Genomic DNA, 16,671 nt, shown 5'->3' with positions numbered 1-16,671 from the left:
GCAATTCATTTTGCCAGACTGGACTACCGCAAAGAAGCTAAAAAATATTTAGCTTTTGCAACCTTTGTCCCACGATGAAGCACGCTACCACCGCTGTCAAACGATGGAGCATATCTGTTTTTGCTGTCGATCTCAGGCCGCGCGCGTTTTCAGCAGGCTGCGGTAGAGATCGAGCATCTGGTTGGCCATGGCCGAGGCAGAAAACCTGGCATGGAATTCTGTCGGGTCCGGCATGACGGCATCACGCCAGCCGGGTTCGCTCAGCGCCTTGACCATGACGGCGGCGAGCGCCTCGACGTTATCAGGCGCCACCAGCGCTGCGCTGGTCTTGCCCAGTGCTTCGGGAATGCCACCAACGGCGCTGGCAATCACTGATTTGCCGGCCGCAATCGCCTCGAGCACGATGTAAGGCATGGATTCCGCCCGCGATGGAACGACGACGATATTGCTATAGGTAAAGGCCTCCGCCACGCGCATCGCCGGCAGCATTTTAATGCGCCGGCCGACGCCGTGCTCCACGATCCGGCGCTCGTATCGATCACGGTCCGGGCCGTCGCCGATAACGACGGCTGATAGCGGCCGCCCCAGCAAACGTTCTGCCTCCATGACCGCGTCGATGAACACGTCGGGGCCCTTGAGATCACGCAGCATGCCGACGAAAGCGAAGTCGACAGCGTCTCTACCAGCCGGCATCGGTCGGAATTCGCTCTCGCTGATACCGTTGAGGATTAGTCGAGACGTGCATTTGGGCGTGCCGACCTTGGTGCGGTAGGACCATTGCTCGAAGCCGCAGACGAAGGCGATGGCCTCGGTCTTCTGCTCCAGCAGCCGTTCCAGCGCAAAGATCACCCGGCCCATCGGCCGACTGCGGCGATAATGCAGGCTGCCGCCGTGGGGGGAATAAAGCCGGATCACATCGGATCCCTGTGCGCGTAGCGCCGTGCCGATCAGCCGTGCTAGCGCACCGCCCTTGGCGCCGTGGCCGTGCAGCACATCGGGCTGCAGGCTCTTGATATGGCGATAGCAGGTTCTGACTGCCGCAATATCCTCTATGCCGATGGCGCGGCGGATTGGCAGGCGCACCAGCCCGAGCTTCAGCTTGGGTTGCAATTCTGCAAACAGGGCGTCCTCATGGGCGCCGCCGGTGGTGCTGTCGCAGATGATGCCGACAGAATGGCCTTGAGCATCGTGATGCTCCACCAGATCACGCACATGGCGGAAAATGCCGCCGACCGGCGAGCGGAAGCAGTGGATGATCCGCAGCGCCCGGTTTTCGTCGGAGCTATCCGGCTTCGTGTCCGGCATTAGAACAGCCGTTCACGCACATAGACTGTGTCGCCGGCGATGATCGGATCGGTAATCGGCACGCGGCCGGTGGCGATCGTGCCATTGACCTTGCGGGTCACGTCGACATCGCGCTGGTTGGCACGGCTGGTAAAGCCGCCGGCCACGGCGATGGCGTTCTGCACGGTCATGCCAGGCACGTAGGAATATTGCCCGGGCTGGCCGACTTCGCCCATCACGAAGATGGAGCGGTAGCGATCCATCTCGATGCTGACGTCGGGATCGCGCAGATAGCCCTTGCGCAGGCGCTGGGCAATCGTGCCTTCCAGTTGCTGCATGGTGGTGCCGCGCGCGGTCACCTGGCCGATCAGCGGGAAGGCGATATAGCCCGCCTGGTCAACCGTATAGGTATTGGTAAGGCTTGCCTGGTCGAACACGGTGATGCGCAACCGATCGCCGCTGTCGAGCCGGTAGGGCTGTGTCAGCGCTTCGTTGAAGACTTTCGGTGCCGGCTTGTAGGTGGAGCAGCCGGACAGCACCGCCAGCAGGATGACGGCGAATGCCAGCAAGATCTGTTTCGCGGTGGCCATGCGCAGTCGCGCTCCCAATAAAAGACAATCACCGTCTTATCGGTCAGTATGGTTAAGAGAGTGTAAAGATAACAGTCGCCTCTCTTTCTAGATGTGCTGCAATGGTTGTTTTCGCCCAACGAGAGATGCAGCAGTTAACGGTTGAGTTACTATGTTCATTTACCGTCCCGCCATACGAGAGGACCTGCGGGAAAACGGAATTTGCACGGTGCTTCGCTTTTTGTTTTCGCGTCGGAGTGCCTCAAAGACCGGTTCCCGTGTGTTTCGGTCCGGTGCATTAAAAGGAGGGATGGAATGTCGGGTCAGCCGGTCACCGCCCATCAGGATGTGGACATCGATCTGTTGCAGCTGTTTCGCGCCGTCTGGCAGCGGAAGGGCCGCATTCTGGCGATCGCTTGCCTCGCGGCCGGCGTTGCCTTTGTCGGGTCGAGCCTGATCCGTCCCACCTACCGCGCTGAGACCACCGTGCTGATCGAGCCGCGCGCGCCCAATTACGATGCCGAAAACGCCAAGTCTGCGGCTTCCGAGCCTGTCCTCGACGAGTTGAATATCGCCAGCCAGGTTCAGCTGTTTCGCTCCGCTGATCTGATCCGCCAAGTGGTCAAGGACCTCAAGCTCTACGAATTGCCGGAATTCGATCCCGATCTGCATCCGTCCGCGATGTCGGATCTGATGGTCATGCTACATCTCAAGAAGAACCCGCTGGATCTTGCGCCGGAAGACCGGGTGATCCGCACCTTCCTCGATAAGCTTCAGGTCTATCAGGTGGAGAAGTCACGGGTCATCGGCATCGAGTTTTCCTCGAAAGACGCCAAGCTCACCGCGGCCATTCCCAATGAAATGGTCAAGGTCTATCTGGCTGTGCAGAGCGGCGCCAAGCTCGACAGCAACGAGGACGCCGCCCGCTGGCTGGAGCCCGAAATCGCCAATCTGCGCCAGAAGGTTGCCGAAGCCGAGAAGAAGGTCGCCGATTATCGCCGTGGTGCCGATCTACTTTCGACGGGTGAGGGCGGTACTTTTGCCTCCAAGCAGTTGAACGACATCTCGACCGAGCTGGCGCGGGTGCGCGCCGACCGCGCCAATGCCGAGGCCCGCGCCGAAAACGCGCGTACGGCGCTGAAGGCGGGCCGTCCCACCGACAATATCGACGTTGTCATGGCTTCGCCTGCCGTCCAGCAGTTGAAGCAGGCCGAAGCCGCCGTACAGGCACAGATTTCCGACCTCTCAACCAGCCTTCTCGATGGCCATCCGCGTATCAAGGCGCTGAAGGCCCAGCTCGCCAACCTGCGCCAGCAATTGACCGACGAGACCCGTAAAGTCGTTTCCAGCCTCGAAAATGATGCCACAGTGGCACGCATGCGCGAAGCCCAGCTCGACAAGCAGCTGACCACCGCCAAGGCCGAAAGCGCCAAAGCCGGCGACAGCCAGGTCGGGCTTGCAGCACTTGAGCGCGAAGCGAGCGCCCAGCGGCAACTGCTGGAAACCTATCTGGCCCGCTACCGCGAGGCGACAAGCCGGCTGGACAGCAATGCCACCCCAGCCGACGCCCGTGTGATCTCCCGCGCATCGGAACCGAGCGAACCGAATTTTCCCAAGGTCCTGCCGATCACAGTCGTCGCTGGCATCGCCGCGCTGGTGTTGAGCATGATCGTGGTCATGCTGGCTGAACTGTTCAGCGGAAGGGCCTTGCGGCCAGTCGGTCCTGTTGATCCGAATCGAGATACTGGCCGTGATCCGCGCCGCGATACTGGTCGAGACGGTTATGCCGAGCCTCCCTTGCCACGCAGTCGGACAGCTACACCTGAGAGCGACAGGCGCGTTGCCACGGAGACGGCAGCCGCTGCCGCCGCAAGCCGGGCAGCCGTGTTGGAGACCGCAGCCTTCATGCAGGGCCATGCGGCATCTTCCCGTAATCATCGCATCCCGGCTGATGACGCCATCGAGGCCGCTGCCGTCGAAAGCTTCGAAGCGACTTCTGCCGAGGCCGATCACGTCCAAGAGCAAAGTGGTGAAGAGCATCTCGGCGAAGAGCATGGCGCCGACCACGAATTCTCCATCGCTTCGGTTGCCCGCTACCTGACCCGCCACGGCGTCTCGAAAGCCCTGGTCATCTCGCCCTCCGGCGATGACGGGTCTGCCGCGACCGTGTTGCTGGCGCGGGCCGTGGCCAAGGCCGGGCGCACCGTGATCCTGATCGACATGACCGGCTCCGGCCATCCCACCGCTTTAATGGCCGAGCGGCCGGATCTGCCCGGTGTCACCGATCTGCTCTGCGGCGACGTCGCCTTCGGCGAAACCATTCACTCCGATCGGCTGTCCGGCGCCCATATCGTGCCGAAGGGCAATAGCGATATCCGGCTGGCGCTGCATGGCGTCGAGCGCTTGTCGATGGTGGTCGAGGCGCTCGCCGATGTCTATGACCTCGTGCTGATCGAATGCGGTCCTGCCAGCGCCGACAATGTCGTCGACCTCTGCAAGGCGCAGGAGCATGAAGTCATCCTGTCCGCGCCCGATCCGGATCGCGACGAACTCGCCCGCATCATGGCCGCTTTCGAAGCCGTCGGTTACGACGATCTGGTGCTGATGAGCGATGCGACGCCTGCCTCGCCTGATGGAGACGACCGTCGCGTGGCGTGAGGCTTTGGGCACAGCAGGGAGCCTGTGCGCTCGATTATTCTGGTGGTCTGATCAAGCCTCGGTCGATGCCGTCAGTCTTCCGCCTCACGCGCCGGTGCGGTGCTGCGGGCACGGAGTTTCTGCAGGAAGCCGTAGAGCTGCGGGTGCGCCTTGATCGCGGCCTTAGACCGGGTCAGGCCGCGCTCTGCCGTTGCTGCGAGATGGCCTATGGCTGTTACGGGCAGGAGGATATCGTGCTGGACGGTTTCGACAGGACACCAACTGCGCTTGTAGATCTGATCGCCGATGCCGAAATCGAAAAGGCTCGCCCCTTCGGCACAGCATTGCTCGATCATCAGCCAGAACAGCAGCTCGCCGGGGCTGGCTTCCGGGGCGAGGCTCTCGTCAATCGAGCCAAACTGGCAGATGACATGATCGCCCTTGCGCGATAGGCCGGCAATGGCGGCAATCTTGCCTTCTTGGGTGCCATGCAGCTTCAGGGCATGCAGTTCCAGGGGAACGTCGAGGCCGCCATTTTCAGATTGCAGCAGCAATTGGAAGAAGGCCTGCGTTTCCGGCTCGTGGAATACATCGGGAAGCCCGAGCGCTTCGAACCGGACCGCCTTCTGCTGGAAGAACAGGTCGAGCAACCAGGCCTTCTGATCCTCGCCTGACGCGATCACATGTTCGAAGCCGCCGATCGCCTCCAACTTGCGCACCTGGTTGCGATATTTCTTGCGTCGGCGCTTGGCATTCACTTGCGCCAGCGTCGCTTCGAAATCACCGAGCAGCGGCAGTTGGAAAGTGTGGTTCTGATTTTCGATGGCGCAGAGCCCGGCCAGGGGATGGGTGAGACCGCGCCAGGAGAGCGGCACGTTGCCGAGATGGATAAGATCGGCCCGCCCGTCCAGCGCTGCGATGATCTTAGCTCCGAACTGGGCCGCATCCATGGGCGAGGGCTGGCGTAAAAAGGCCGGGTCGAACAGGCCGGTATTGATATTGGTAAACCGCGTGCCGATGAAGCTCGCCTTGCGGATCATCGTTGGGCGGGTGATTTCCAGCGGCAGGATAAAGCGGTGGCCCTGATCACTGCGACCGCTGACGATGGCAAGCGGATTGCCATGGGTTTTCACCCAGGCGCGGCACCAGTCATAGCTCTGATGCAGGGAGATCGCGTTGTCGCGCTCGAGCCTGCGCCAGTCTTTCTCCAGCGGCTCCATGGCGGTGAAGACCTGCACGGGCGCTACGGCGGACGAGGCGGCATATTGAATGCTGCTTCCGGGTTGCACCGCCGCTTTCTGGTCGATCATCGCCACGTTGCCGTCTCCGGTCCTGTCTTCACCCTGCAAGCTTATAGGGTCTGTATTTAAGGATCTTGCAACAGACCGACTTATTTTTTCGCAGCCGGGCCAGCCATCCATTTGATGATCCACATGGCCGGCAGCACCCAGATCACGCCGGACAGCAGGAAATAAAGGAGATGTACCCACCAGGGCGATTGCGCCAGCGTTAGCGTCGCTATGGTCACAGCCAGCATGGCGTAGAGCAGAACGAGCACAATGATTAAAATTGTGCCGATGAATTTGCGCAGTCTGACTGGCATGCTAGCATCCTGGTTGCACGCGACGCGATGTCGCAAAGCCTATGCCCTTGTTTTGCACCGGGTGCTGATGCAAATCAATTGGCATGCAGCACTTCCCCTATGCATGAGCATCGGGCCGAAAAGTGAGAACCGGTTTTCGGATGATACGATGCGTAAACAAAAACTGAGGGCATCAAGCCGTTTCCGGCTCACGATCCGATGCCCAAGACACTGCGCCGCCAGCATGGAGTGAACGAGACATGACCCTAGCCAGCACCGCGTCGCCCATTCCGGCGGCCGCCACCCTTGATCGGCAAAGCCGTAACCGCCGCGCCATCCGTATCTGGCTAGGGGTTGTGGTGCTTGCATTGTTCGCGCTGGTTCTGGTGGGAGGCGCCACGCGTCTGACCAATTCCGGCCTTTCCATCACGCAATGGAAGCCGATCCATGGCGTGATTCCGCCGCTCAGCGCGGGGGAATGGGAGGAGGAGTTCAAGCTCTACCAGCAGATTCCGCAATATGAGCTTGTTAACAAGGGCATGACGGTCGACGACTTCAAGACGATTTTCTGGTGGGAATGGGCGCATCGGTTTCTTGCCCGCTCCATTGGCGCCATCTTCGCTCTGCCGCTGTTTTTCTTTCTTGTCACCGGCCGAATTGAAAAGCGGCTTGCCTGGCCTTTGGTCGGCATTCTCGCGCTTGGCGGCTTCCAAGGATTTATCGGCTGGTGGATGGTGTCCTCGGGTCTGTCGGAGCGCACCGAAGTCAGCCAGTACCGTCTGGCGACCCATCTTGTGACTGCCTGCCTGATCTTTTCGTCCTGCGTCTGGGTCATGCAGGGCCTGAAGCGCCATAGCGCCGATCCGGCCCCGACCGGGACATCGAAGCGCTGGGCGCTGGCGCTGTTCTGCCTCGTGCTGTTCCAGATTTATCTTGGCGCGCTGGTCGCGGGGCTGGATGCCGGCATGTCCTACAATACCTGGCCGCTGATGGATGGCGCGCTGGTGCCGGGCGATCTGCTGATCCAGCATCCCGTCTGGCTGAATTTCTTTGAAAATCCGAAGACGGTGCAATTCGTGCACCGGATGGGCGCCTATACCGTGTTTCTGGTGGCGCTCTATCACATGATCTCGTCGCTCATGGCGGCACCCGGCACGACCCATGCCCGGCGCAGCGTCGTGCTGTTCGGTATCGTCTGCTGTCAGGCGGCGCTTGGCATCACCGCGCTCCTGCTGCAGGTGCCGTTGCATGCTGCGCTCGCCCATCAGGGCGGCGCGCTGGTTCTGCTCGGTTTTACTGTAGCGCATCTGCGTGGCTTTTACGGCGCCTACCCACTAGAGCGCTTCGCTGGTTCTAAGAACCAATGAAGCGCTCTGACTTTTTGCTTCAGCGCATTTTCGGACGGAGTTCGGTATCCAATTTTCCTGAAAGTGCTCTATCCAAACCGGTAGCCTGAATAGGCCTTTCCGAACGCAAGCCCGCTAAACACCTGCCGGCCAAGGTCCAAGCCGGCAGCGCCGACTGCCACGAATAGCGGCACGAGATGATCATGGTCGGGCACGTGGCAGGCGAGGGCATCCGGGTTTTCGTGCCAGCGGCTGAGCTTTGCCGCACGCGCTTGCGGGTCGGGCAATTCCACCGCCGCCGTCAGCCAGTCGTCGAACCGCTTTGCGACCACGACATGGTCCGGGTCGGTTCGGCGGAACATCCGCATATTGTGGTAGCTCATGCCGGATGCGACGATCAGCACATTGTCGTCGCGCAAAGCTTCCAGCGCCTTGCCGATGACGAAGTGGGTTTCGGCATCCAGTGTGTCCTTCAGCGACAGCATCACCACGGGCACATCGGCATCGGGATAGGCGACCATCAACGGTATGAAGACGCCGTGGTCGAAGCCGCGCTGGTCGTCCTCGGTGGATGGAATGCCCGCTGCCGACAGAAGCTCGCGCACCCGCGCGGCGATGTCAGGATCGCCCTTGGCTGGATAGGACAACTCATAGGTATGGGCTGGAAAGTTATAATAGTCGAACAGCATGCCCGGCTCTGGTGCCGTGCTGACGGTGACGATCGGTTCTTTTTCCCAATGGCCTGACACGATCAGGATAGCCTTTGGCGTCACGCCTAGATCGGCTGGCAGGCCCTGCAGGAAAGCGGCCAAATCGTCCCATGGCCCTTTGCCTTGCTCGTCCCTCTGAAATTCCATGAACGGCCAGGGGCCGCCGCCATGAGGAATGAAATAGACAGGAAGGCGGGTTTGGTTCACGGCGGGCTCCTTACAGTGTTGTTGCCACCATAGATGGCAACGCGGTACTGCACGAGATCGCGTTTAGTCTACAAACTGTTCAAGAAGTATAGACCGTGCCAGTCTCGCAAAGCCCAGTCTTTCGCCGAGATTGTCTTGGCCTGACGGTGTCAGTGGGCCAATTTTTTGCTTCTGCGCGTTTCCGGACAGAAAACCGGTATCCACTTGTGGCAGATATACTTTAAGCGTCCAGGCGCAGGAAAGCCCGGCATGGGCTGCCGCATAGGACAGGATCGTGCGCGGCGTGCGGTTCAGCACCAAGGCAAAGCGACGGCTGAGGCGCAAGGCCCGTTCCGGGTCTAGAACCAATGCCCTTGCATGCAGCGGATTGCCGAAGATGTTGGCGACATCATAGGCGGGGTCGCCGATGAGGCCTTGGGGGTCTATGGCAAGCCAGGCGCCATTGTCGCCGCCGATGATATTGTCGTGATGGATGTCGCCATGCAGCGGCTTGATATCCCTCTGGTCGGCGATTAGCGCGCGGGCAAGGTCCGCGCACCAGGGGACGATATCGGCGAGGTCAGCGTCAAGCTGTGTCTTCTCCAGCTCGAACAGAGCGGCGAAATGCACATCAAGCGGCGTAAGATCTGTGGGCATTGGCAGTGAAGACGGCGCATGCAGCCGCTCGAGCACCTCGACGACAATATCAGTCGCCGCCTCGTCGCCGGCCTCACCGTGATAACTGCGCAACAGCCGCGTTCCCGCATCCTCCAGCAGGGCCACATCATCCGCCTGATCAAGGATGCGCACGGCGCCGTGGCCATCGCGCCAGCGCAAGAAGCCGAGGCCCGGTCGCTCGCCGCTCCCTTCGGGTTTCAGCGCCTTGACCACAACGGCCCGGTCTCCTTGTAAGGCGCGGTAGACGAGGCTGCTCGGGGTGTCAGCGATTGCCCTGATATGCGAAAGCCCCCACCGATGCGCCAGATCAGGCGAAAGGGCAGGGGCTTTCAGCTTGTTCGTCATAGGCTCACAGTCTGTCAGGCCGACAGCATCAGGTCCATGTTCTGCACGGCAGCGCCGGATGCGCCCTTGCCGAGATTGTCGAGCACCGCCACCAGATTGACATGGCCGGTGCCGGCATTGCCGAACACGAACAGCTTCATCGTGTCCTTGCCAACCAGTTCCTCGGCATCGACGCGGGCGAGCTTGGCGCTGTCTTCCAGCGACACGACCGACACCACGTCCTGGTCAGCGTAATGCGCGACAAGTGCTGCATGCACGCTTTCGATAGTCGCACCATCGGCGAGATTGTCGAGGAACAGCGGCACTTGCACGATCATGCCCTGCGGGAAGCGGCCGACCGAAGGCGAAAACAGCGGTGCGCGTGCCAGAAGGCCGTGCGCCTTCATTTCCGGCACATGCTTGTGCTTGAGGTTCAGGCCATAGACGTAATTGTTGACAGTCAGGTGTTCGGGATGGCTGGCATCCTCCATCTGGGCAATCAACTGTTTGCCGCCGCCGGTATAGCCGGACACGGCATTGACCGAGACCGGATAATCGGCAGGCAGAATGCCAGCAGCCACCAGCGGCCGGATGAGCGCAATGGCGCCAGTCGGGTAGCAGCCGGGATTGGCAACGCAACGGGCGGAGCGGATCTTATCGCTCTGCGCCTTGTCCATTTCGGCAAAGCCGTAGGCCCAATCCGGCGCAACGCGGAAGGCGGTCGATGTGTCGATAATCCGAACATTGTTATTGCCGGCCAGCATGGAGACGGCCTCTTTCGAGGCATCGTCCGGCAGGCAGAGAATGGCGATATCGGCACTGTTGAGCAGGTCCTCGCGCATGGCTGCATTGCGGCGCTCAGCTTCGGGGATCGACAGCAGGTCTACATCGCGGCGGCCGGCCATGCGGCTGCGGATCTGCAGGCCGGTTGTGCCGTGTTCGCCATCAATGAAGATTTTCGCTGTCATTTTACCCTCTCTTTTCAGAAGCTTATCCGGCTTTGCGGATTCAGATCCCGAACCTCTTGAATCATTATGTCAACTGGAACGCGCCAGTCGTTCTGCGCGCAGCCCCAGCATATACATGGCGACTGTCGCCCCTGCAATGGCGGTGATATCGGCATGGTCGTAAGCCGGCGCCACCTCGACAACATCTGCGCCTCGTATGTCGAGCGGATGAAGATTTTGCAGTACGGACAGAATTTTTGCGCTCGACGGCCCGCCGGCGACCGGGGTTCCGGTGCCGGGCGCAAAGGCCGGGTCGAGACAGTCTATATCGAAGGTCAGGTAGACCGGCTGGCCAGCGGTGTGTTCAAGGATCAGGGCGGCGATATTGGCGGCCCGCATATCCTCCACCTCGTGGCCATAGAGAATGCGGATGCCGCAGTCTTCGGGCGCATGGGTACGGATACCGACCTGGATCGACCGCGACGGTACGATCAGTCCCTCGCGGACGGCTCGACCGACGAAAGATCCGTGGTCGATCCGCTTGCCATCGTCAAACCAAGTGTCCTGATGGGCGTCGAACTGCACCATGGCCAGCGGGCCGTGTTTGGCGACATGCGCCTTTAGGAGCGGCCAGGTGATAAAGTGGTCGCCGCCCAGCGTCAGCAGAAAATTGGCCTTGGAGAGAATATGGCCGGCTTCGCGCTCGATGGTGGCGGGTGTGTCCCAGTGATTGCCATAGTCCAGTCGGCAGTCGCCGTAGTCCACGACAGGCATGGCTGCAAACAGATCGCGCTGAAACGGATATTGCGGATCATTGTCGAAGATAGCGGACGCCCGACGGATTGCCTGCGGTCCGAAGCGCGCGCCTGGCCTGTTGGAGGTGGCGGCGTCGAAGGGAATGCCCCAGACGACCGTGTCCACACCGTCCAACTGCTTGGTGTAGCGCCGGCGCAGGAAAGACAGCGCACCTGCATAAGTGGGGTCGGTGGCCGCCTCTGTCAGATTTGCTGAGGTAAAGGCATGGTCTATGGATTTTTCAGCCAAGAGAGATTATCCGCGTCGCACTTCGATAGGTCGATCCTAGAGCATCGTGTCGAAAAGTAGAACCCAGCCTGCGTCCGGAAATGCGTAGGAGCGATAAGCGGCTGCGCTGCCCTCAAAGCAGCTTTTGCGTGAAACCAACTTGCGGAAACGGCGCGATGGCTGCGCGGGCAAGGGCGCGCTGTCGCGCAAGCCTGTTGGGATCGCGCACCAGCCGTTCCGTCGCATCGATCAGCTCCTCATAGGGGGCGGCGACAATGCCGTCTGCAAAACGCTGCTCGATCTGCGTCTCCTGGCCATTGACCTCGCCGATAACGGCAACGCCATTGATCAGTAGATAGAACACCCGAACGACCTCGAAGATCTGCGACTCCAGCAGATGCATGTTCAAGACCACCTTGGTACGGGCAATCCAGGCATCGCGTTCGGTGCCATAAACATTGAACAGATGCTGGATGACGAGGCCGCGATCCTGGAGGCCGTAGAGCACCTTGGCACGCCGGTCGTTCATCGAGCCGTAAAACAGGACATCCACATCCTGCACCGGTGCAGGCGACAGGCGGTCCAGCTCTTTTTGATAGCCAAACTGCAGGTATTTCACTGCCTGGCCAGCGCCGATCTTGTTCAGAAACTCAATATTGGCGGGGCTATAGTCCCAAATTTCCAGCCCGGCATCGAGGCAGGCCAAAACCCGGTCGCGGATCAGCGCTTCTGTCGCCGACAAAGGCTCGGCGTTGACGATAACGGTTCCCGGTGGAAGCGCCTTCAGGTCTTTGACTGGCAAGAGATGCGCGCCAAGGATGATGTTGGTCGCGTCACCGCCGATGCGGTTGGTGGAAAGGGCGGTGGGATAGCCCAGCGCCTTCAACGAATAGTCCAGCGCCTCGGCCACTTCCAGAAAAACCATGGAATGGGTGAATCCAACAGGCTCGACGATGCAGATGTTATAGGGGCGCTTGATCATCTTGAATTCCGAGCGTGACGGCAACCGGCATATTTTAGGCCGTGGACCTGCCTCAAAGAAGTTGCTGGGTAAAAGCCGCCTGTGGATAGCGCATGATGGCGGCGCGGGCGATCGCGCGCTGTTCGGCAAGCCTTTTGGGATCGCGCACCAGCTGTTCGGCGACGTCGACCAGATCGCCATAGGACGCGGCGACGATGCCATCTGCGAAGCGGTTTTCTATCTGTGTTGCCTGTCCGTTGACTTCGCCAACCACAGGCACGCCATTGCTCAGCAGATAGAAGACCCGGACGACCTCGAAGATCTGCGCATCGAAGAAGTGCATGTTGATCACGACTTTCGATCGGGCGATCCAGGCGTCCCGCTCGCAGCTATAGACGTTGAACAGCCACTTCACGGCAAGGCCACGTTCTCGCAAGCCTTTGAAAACCGCCGAGCGCCTGTCGCTGGTGGAGCCATAGAAAAGGACATCGACATCCTGAGCCGGGGCGGGAGTAATGCGATCCAGCTCTTTCTGATAGCCTAGTTGTAGGCATTTGGCGGGCCGACCACCGATCTGGTCAAGAAGCTCCAAATTGGATTGGCTATAGTCCCAGATTTGCAGCCCGGTCTTTGCCCAGGTCAGTATGCGTTCTCGAACCGGGGCGTCGACCGAGGCAAGTGGTTCAGTATTGACGATAATCGTATCGGGCTTGAGATCGGCGATATCCTGCGGCGCCAGCAGATGGGCATTGAAGATGATATTGACAGCATCATGGGCAAAACCGTTGATGTTGACCGCCGCCTGATGCCCGAGTTCTCGCAGCGAATAACCGAGGGCTTCCGCCATCTCCAGGAACACCATCGAATGCCTGAAGCCATCCGGCTCTATGATGCAGATATTGTATTTCGATGAACTCATGACGCCGACCAGTTGTTGCGACGCCGCGATGCATTCACGATGCATGACGGCACGGCCGGCACCATGGATCATGGGGCTTTCGCAAAGCTGTAGGATCGCTCGACTTTGGCAACGCGCACTTCGTAATGGTTATACCATTCGGCGCGACCTTGGCGCTGCGCGGCGAGATGATCCACCACCTGTTTCCAGGCGCGGATCGATGCCTCATCGGTCCAGTAGGAGTTGGTGATACCGAAGCCGGTGGCCTCACGTGCCGATTCGACACCGAGAAAACCCGGCTGCCGGCTGGCGAGTTCGACCATGGTCTCGGCCATGTCACCGTAGCCGTTGTCCACCTCGCTCCTGCATGAGGAAAAGCATACGACATAGTAGGGTGGAGCGGGCAAGTTGGCAAAGTCCGACATCAGGAATTCCATGGGAGTGGGGCTGGTTGACGACACAATAAGGTCTGCCGCCTTGCGGCACCAATTCAAATCGATGATGGGCCCCATAACGAAAAAAGCGGAGCTTGCGCCCCGCTTTTCGATAGTCGTAGCCCCAATGCGCGATTAGCGCTTGGAGAACTGGAAGGACCGGCGGGCCTTGGCCTTACCGTACTTCTTACGCTCGACAACGCGGCTGTCGCGGGTCAGGAAGCCACCCTTCTTCAGAACAGAGCGCAGGCCCGGTTCGAAGTAGGTCAGTGCCTTCGAGATGCCGTGACGAACTGCACCGGCCTGGCCGGAGAGACCGCCACCGGTGACAGTTGCGACGATGTCGAACTGGCCAACGCGCGAAGTTGCAACGACGGGCTGCTGCAGGATCATCTGCAGAACCGGACGAGCGAAGTAAACTGGGAAGTCACGGCCGTTGACGGTGATCTTGCCGGTACCCGGCTTGACCCATACGCGGGCAATGGCGTTCTTACGCTTGCCGGTCGCATAGGCGCGGCCTTGAGCGTCGACCTTGCGGACGTGAACCGGAGCCGAAGCTTCCTGCGCAGTGCCGAGATCCTTCAGGGAAGAGAGGTCAGCCATACTTAGGCGCTCCTTACGTTCTTGCTGTTCAGCTTGGCGACGTCGAGAGCGACGGGCTGCTGGGCTTCATGGGGGTGTGCGGAACCGGCGTAAACGCGCAGGTTCTTCATCTGGCGACGACCGAGCGGGCCGCGCGGGATCATGCGCTCGACAGCCTTTTCGAGAACGCGCTCGGGGAAGCGGCCTTCGATGATCTGGCGCGCCGTGCGTTCCTTGATGCCACCCGGATAGCCGGTGTGCCAGTAATAGGTCTTGTCGGTGTATTTCTTGCCGGTCAGGACAACCTTTTCCGCATTGATAACGATGACATTGTCGCCATCATCAACGTGGGGGGTGTAGGTGGCCTTGTGCTTGCCACGCAGATAGGTGGCGATAACGGTGGCGAGGCGACCAACAACGAGGCCTTCGGCGTCGATGATGATCCACTTCTTCTCCACCTCGGCAGGCTTCTGAACGAAGGTAGACATGGTTTCAGTCTTTCTATTGGACCCTGTCGGTCACGGTGAACCGGACGGGCGTTTCTTGTTGCTTGTTTTGCGATGATCTGAAATCGGCGCAAAAAGAATGCGGTCCAGAAGGGCCGCAAGCTGGCGGCTTTATAGTCGTGGCCTCCGGATCGGTCAAGGGTCGTTAAAATGGACCGACCTTAGAATATATGTTAAAAAACAAAGTTTTAAATATGTGGTATTATTTTACCGCAATTTTTGTTGCGTATTACGGGCCAACGTCCGCCCGCTTTATCCGATTTCACCGTCCGTTTGCCGGTGGAATCGAATAGGTGCCGGTGGCATGAGCCACGGGCTCTGCTGGATTACCTTGGTGCATCAGGGCCTCGACAACAGCAAGGCGACGGCCGAGTTTCAGGATCCGGCAGTCGCAATCGACAGGCTTCTGCTTGGGCAGGCGCAGGAAATTAATCGTTAGGTTGGTCGTCACCACCATTTCCTGCGGGCCGATCTGCGCAAGGATTGCGACCCAGCAGCCCACATCGGCAAGGGTAAACAACGAAGGGCCTGAAACGGTGCCGCCCGGCCGCAGATGCCGGATGCCTGGATCGAGCCGCATGGTCGCCGTCGCCGGCCCGACGCTGACGACAGTGTAATGCCGCCTGTCGCCTTCCTGGCTATCGTGTCCAGCCTCCTTGGCTCCCTCCAGTTGGGGAAAGGCGGTTTCGAGAAAGCGCTCGACATCCGCCACCGTCATTTGTTCGCCCATAGCATCCGTCATTCCTGCCTCCTCCCGGCGTTGGAACCTTGGCAGAGTGTTCAGCACGAATAGGTGGGAGAGGTAAAGAGGCGCGGTTTTGCAGTGACCACCCTGCGGTAGCAAGGTGAGTCCAGCATGGACTGTCTCATTTCGACGCACCCTTTTTAGTTTGATGTTGAAGACATCAGATATTATTCATACTCGACAAGGTTGTTATTTATGTCGCGCATAGGAAAAAGTGCAGTCTTTAGGCGTCATGCAGCCCATATGAAGTACGTGCCCCCAAATCAAATCGATTGAAATTTCGAGCGAAAAAATCGTTCCATGCGGAATGATGCTGCTTAAAAACCAATTGTAATCGTTGGACAATTCAATGTTTTGGAGTGCTAAAATGCGCGAGAACAAAATACGAACAAAAAACGAACAAATTGCCATCGATCGTTTGTCGTGTGATGTGCATCACAGCGTGCTTCGAATTGTTGTTTAAAAGCACGTTCTAATGACAGCGATAACATGAATGTGAACCGTCAAATTGACGCCGAGGTGGCTGGGCTGCCGTCAGCGCTATCATTGATTTGCGTCTCAAGGTTGCATCCTGGCGGAATTGCAAAGGATAAACTCATGCACTTGGAGAGGAGATTCGCCATGCTTCTGCTGAAAATGGAGGATGCTTAGAGTGCCGCCACACATGGCGGATGCCTCATTGCGGGACATATGCGCCTTGCCGAAATCTTAAACCGATTTTGCTATTGTCTCACCAGGGACATTAGGACGGGTTGCGTATCGAAGCCGCTTGGCGGCGGGAAGGACGAGCCATGAACCACGACCATTATTCCGAAGACTACCTCTGCAAGGTTTTAAGCCAAACCCATACGATCGCGCTGGTTGGCGCTTCGTCGAAGGACGACCGGCCGAGCCACTGGGTCCTCGGTTTTTTGCAAGGCAAGGGCTATCAGGTTTTTCCGATCAATCCAGCGCTCACAGGCCAGACCATCCTGGGCCGCACGGTATACGGATCTCTCGCCGAAGTGCCGGTGCCGATTGATCTCGTCGACGTCTTTCGCCGGTCCGATGCTCTCCCCGGCATCGTCGATGAAGTATTGGCCCTGCCAGCCCGGCCCAAAGCGATATGGACGCAACTCGGCATTCGCCATGACGAAGCTGCCGCCAAGGCCGAAGCGGCTGGCATCGATGTGGTAATGAACCGGGCCTTGGTGGCGGAATATCCCCTGGTCTATGCCGTCACCCATCATGGACGCCCGGTGCACAGCGCCGCCTGATGC

At 59.5% G+C, this 16,671-nt stretch carries 17 protein-coding genes; 3 read left to right on the top strand and 14 right to left on the bottom strand.

Annotated features, from left to right (window positions below; translation table 11 throughout):
* Window positions 1-132 precede the first annotated feature (132 nt).
* Window positions 133-1,305 (bottom strand): glycosyltransferase family 4 protein, encoded by a 1,173-nt coding sequence (locus BJF91_RS22035; RefSeq protein WP_075616682.1) that lies wholly within the window; start codon window positions 1,303-1,305, stop codon window positions 133-135.
* Window positions 1,305-1,874 carry a polysaccharide biosynthesis/export family protein gene (locus BJF91_RS22030; protein ID WP_075616681.1) on the bottom strand — a complete coding sequence of 190 codons (570 nt, stop codon included), beginning with the start codon at window positions 1,872-1,874 and terminating at the stop codon, window positions 1,305-1,307. Before BJF91_RS22030 ends, BJF91_RS22035 begins: the two co-directional genes overlap by 1 nt.
* 294 nt (window positions 1,875-2,168) lie before the next feature.
* Between BJF91_RS22030 and BJF91_RS22025 the strand changes: the two genes are divergently transcribed.
* Window positions 2,169-4,511, top strand: coding sequence for an exopolysaccharide transport family protein (locus BJF91_RS22025; RefSeq protein ID WP_075616680.1), 2,343 nt, complete (start codon window positions 2,169-2,171; stop codon window positions 4,509-4,511).
* Between the two features lie 71 nt (window positions 4,512-4,582).
* Here the strand turns inward: BJF91_RS22025 and BJF91_RS22020 are convergent, their stop codons facing one another.
* Complete coding sequence (locus BJF91_RS22020) at window positions 4,583-5,800, bottom strand: GNAT family N-acetyltransferase (protein WP_075616679.1); 1,218 nt, start codon at window positions 5,798-5,800, stop codon at window positions 4,583-4,585.
* 80 nt (window positions 5,801-5,880) lie between these two features.
* Window positions 5,881-6,093 (bottom strand): DUF2842 domain-containing protein, encoded by a 213-nt coding sequence (locus BJF91_RS22015; RefSeq protein ID WP_075616678.1) that lies wholly within the window; start codon window positions 6,091-6,093, stop codon window positions 5,881-5,883.
* A 239-nt stretch (window positions 6,094-6,332) separates the two neighbouring features.
* On the opposite strand from BJF91_RS22015, the gene BJF91_RS22010 reads away from it, so the two are divergent.
* A complete protein-coding gene (locus BJF91_RS22010; RefSeq protein WP_075616677.1) occupies window positions 6,333-7,439 on the top strand; it encodes a COX15/CtaA family protein in 1,107 nt (368 codons plus the stop codon).
* Window positions 7,440-7,507: 68 nt separating this feature from the next.
* On the opposite strand, the gene BJF91_RS22005 is transcribed toward BJF91_RS22010, so the two are convergent.
* From BJF91_RS22005 to BJF91_RS21960, 10 genes are all read right to left on the bottom strand, one after another.
* Window positions 7,508-8,335 carry a DODA-type extradiol aromatic ring-opening family dioxygenase gene (locus BJF91_RS22005; RefSeq protein WP_075616676.1) on the bottom strand — a complete coding sequence of 276 codons (828 nt, stop codon included), beginning with the start codon at window positions 8,333-8,335 and terminating at the stop codon, window positions 7,508-7,510.
* 63 nt (window positions 8,336-8,398) lie between these two features.
* Window positions 8,399-9,337 (bottom strand): aminoglycoside phosphotransferase family protein, encoded by a 939-nt coding sequence (locus tag BJF91_RS22000; RefSeq protein ID WP_139310817.1) that lies wholly within the window; start codon window positions 9,335-9,337, stop codon window positions 8,399-8,401.
* Window positions 9,338-9,351: 14 nt separating this feature from the next.
* Complete coding sequence (gene argC, locus BJF91_RS21995) at window positions 9,352-10,284, bottom strand: N-acetyl-gamma-glutamyl-phosphate reductase (protein ID WP_075616675.1); 933 nt, start codon at window positions 10,282-10,284, stop codon at window positions 9,352-9,354.
* Between the two features lie 69 nt (window positions 10,285-10,353).
* Window positions 10,354-11,307 (bottom strand): agmatinase, encoded by a 954-nt coding sequence (gene speB, locus BJF91_RS21990; protein WP_075616674.1) that lies wholly within the window; start codon window positions 11,305-11,307, stop codon window positions 10,354-10,356.
* Between the two features lie 112 nt (window positions 11,308-11,419).
* Window positions 11,420-12,268 carry a CgeB family protein gene (locus tag BJF91_RS21985; protein ID WP_075617009.1) on the bottom strand — a complete coding sequence of 283 codons (849 nt, stop codon included), beginning with the start codon at window positions 12,266-12,268 and terminating at the stop codon, window positions 11,420-11,422.
* A 52-nt stretch (window positions 12,269-12,320) separates the two neighbouring features.
* Window positions 12,321-13,238, bottom strand: a complete 918-nt coding sequence (locus BJF91_RS21980) for a CgeB family protein (protein WP_234801695.1) — start codon at window positions 13,236-13,238, stop codon at window positions 12,321-12,323.
* Window positions 13,235-13,582: an antibiotic biosynthesis monooxygenase family protein gene (locus tag BJF91_RS21975; RefSeq protein ID WP_208610951.1), complete on the bottom strand. Its 348-nt coding sequence runs from the start codon at window positions 13,580-13,582 to the stop codon at window positions 13,235-13,237. The genes BJF91_RS21980 and BJF91_RS21975 overlap by 4 nt, the downstream gene beginning before the upstream one ends.
* A 132-nt stretch (window positions 13,583-13,714) precedes the next feature.
* Window positions 13,715-14,182: a 30S ribosomal protein S9 gene (rpsI, locus tag BJF91_RS21970; protein ID WP_075616673.1), complete on the bottom strand. Its 468-nt coding sequence runs from the start codon at window positions 14,180-14,182 to the stop codon at window positions 13,715-13,717.
* 2 nt (window positions 14,183-14,184) lie between these two features.
* Complete coding sequence (gene rplM / locus BJF91_RS21965; RefSeq protein ID WP_075616672.1) at window positions 14,185-14,649, bottom strand: 50S ribosomal protein L13; 465 nt, start codon at window positions 14,647-14,649, stop codon at window positions 14,185-14,187.
* Window positions 14,650-14,929: 280 nt separating this feature from the next.
* The gene (locus tag BJF91_RS21960) at window positions 14,930-15,409 is read right to left on the bottom strand and encodes a PaaI family thioesterase (RefSeq protein ID WP_139310816.1); all 480 of its coding nucleotides are present in this window, start codon (window positions 15,407-15,409) and stop codon (window positions 14,930-14,932) included.
* A gap of 794 nt (window positions 15,410-16,203) precedes the next feature.
* Between BJF91_RS21960 and BJF91_RS21955 the strand changes: the two genes are divergently transcribed.
* Window positions 16,204-16,668 (top strand): CoA-binding protein, encoded by a 465-nt coding sequence (locus BJF91_RS21955; RefSeq protein WP_075616671.1) that lies wholly within the window; start codon window positions 16,204-16,206, stop codon window positions 16,666-16,668.
* Window positions 16,669-16,671 lie beyond the last annotated feature (3 nt).

Source organism: Gillisella taibaishanensis (assembly GCF_001938985.1).
Lineage (GTDB): Bacteria > Pseudomonadota > Alphaproteobacteria > Rhizobiales > Rhizobiaceae > Allorhizobium > Allorhizobium taibaishanense.
This window is presented reverse-complemented; position numbering and strand designations above follow the sequence as displayed.